This window comes from Frankia sp. CoWAU3 (assembly GCF_977971855.1).
The window spans coordinates 6174-7712 of record NZ_CDWWXB010000180.1 but is presented as its reverse complement, the minus strand read 5'-3'; the positions used below and the strand labels follow the sequence as shown (position 1 = coordinate 7712).

Annotated in this window: 1 protein-coding gene; it reads left to right on the top strand. The window is 74.7% G+C overall.

All coding sequences use genetic code 11. The features are described from left to right. Positions 1-1254: amidase (locus tag AC08ON_RS14435; RefSeq protein WP_476617150.1), on the top strand; the 1254-nt coding region annotated here is incomplete at its 5' end. Positions 1255-1539: the final 285 nt, after the last annotated feature.

Here is a 1539-nt window from a genome sequence, read left to right as displayed (position 1 = left end):
CGGGTCATCTGCTCGGCGGATAGCTCCCCGGCGGCCCCGGTGAGCGGCGGACTGTCCGCGCTGCGCATCGCCGCCCTGGTCCACGCCGGGGAGCTATCCGCCGAGCAGATGACCCGCGACGCGCTTGCGCGTATCGCGGACGGCGATTCGGCGGTGCGGGCCTTCGCAGCCCTGTGGCCCGAGCAGGCGTACGCCCACGCGGCCGACGTGGACCGCCGGGTCCGCGTGGGCGAACGGCCGCCGCTGGCCGGGGTGCCTCTGGGGGTGAAGGTTACCGAGGGGCTGACCTCGACCCAGACCCGCCGGCTGCTCGCGGGCGGCTGCGTACCGGTCGGTGCCACCGCCGCCCCGGGCCCGGGCACTACCTGGCAGACCTGGGGGCACACCGACCGCGGCCCGACTCTCAATCCGCACGACCCGGCTTGGAGCCCCGGCGGGTCGTCCGCCGGATCGGCCGCCGCCGTTGCCGCCGGCCTGGTTCCCTTGGCCACCGGCAGCGACGGCGCCGGTTCGGTGCGCATCCCGGCGGCGTGGTGCGGCGTCGTGGGCCTGAAACTCACGGGCGGCCGGGTGCCCGCCCGCGACCGCGCGGGTCTCAACGCTGCCGGCGTGCTGGCCCGCGAGCCCGCCGACGCGGCCGCCTACCTCGACGCCGTCGCGGGCACCGCGACCCTGCCGGCGCTGCGCCGCCCCGACCGGCCGCTGCGCACGGCGTGGTCGGCCACGCTCGGTTTCGCCGATACGGCCCCGGCGGTCGCCGAGGTGGCCCGCACCCACCTGGACGCCCTCGCCCGAGCCGGCGCGCTCGCGGTGACCGATGCCGTGCCGTGCTTGCCCGACCCGGCGGACTGCTGGGTGTCCCTGCGTCACAGCGGCCAGGACACCGCCGGTACCCGGGCCGCCCTGCTGCGCTCTTTCGGTGGCCTGTTCGCCGGGCACGACCTGCTCGCCACCCCGACCACACCCAACCCCCCGCACGGCCACCAGGGGCCCGGGGAGACGATGAGCGTGGCGCTCACCTGGGCGTTCAACATCACCGGCCATCCTGCGATCAGCATCCCAGCAGGCCTAACCGGTGTCGGGGAACCGGTTGGCCTGCACCTGGTCGCCCCACCGGGCCGCGAGGCCGACCTTCTCGCCGTCGCTCTGGTGGCCCGCGCCATGCCCACCGCGCCCATCCGAACATGGCGACGACGGCTACCGGGCCCGGGACTCGGGTTCGTGCCTTACCAGCCGGAAGGTAGCTCTGGGTGACGTCCCGGACGCTTCGCCTGTGCTGGTGGCTGGTGTCCGACCTGCCGTGATCGTCCCGTTAGGGTGGCCGGCGTGCGGCGGGAGTAGACTCCGGAGCAGCTGATCGACTGCTGGACCCTGAGCGAGAGCGACCGCAAGCTGGTGCGGAACAAGGCCGGGGCGACCCGCCTCGGCTTCGCCTTGATGCTGAAATTTTTCGATCCGACCGCAAGGTGTCCGCGAGCACCGTCCGGCTCGCGCACACCGCCCTGGACTCGTTCTACGGTTGGGCAGGCCTCGGCCCGG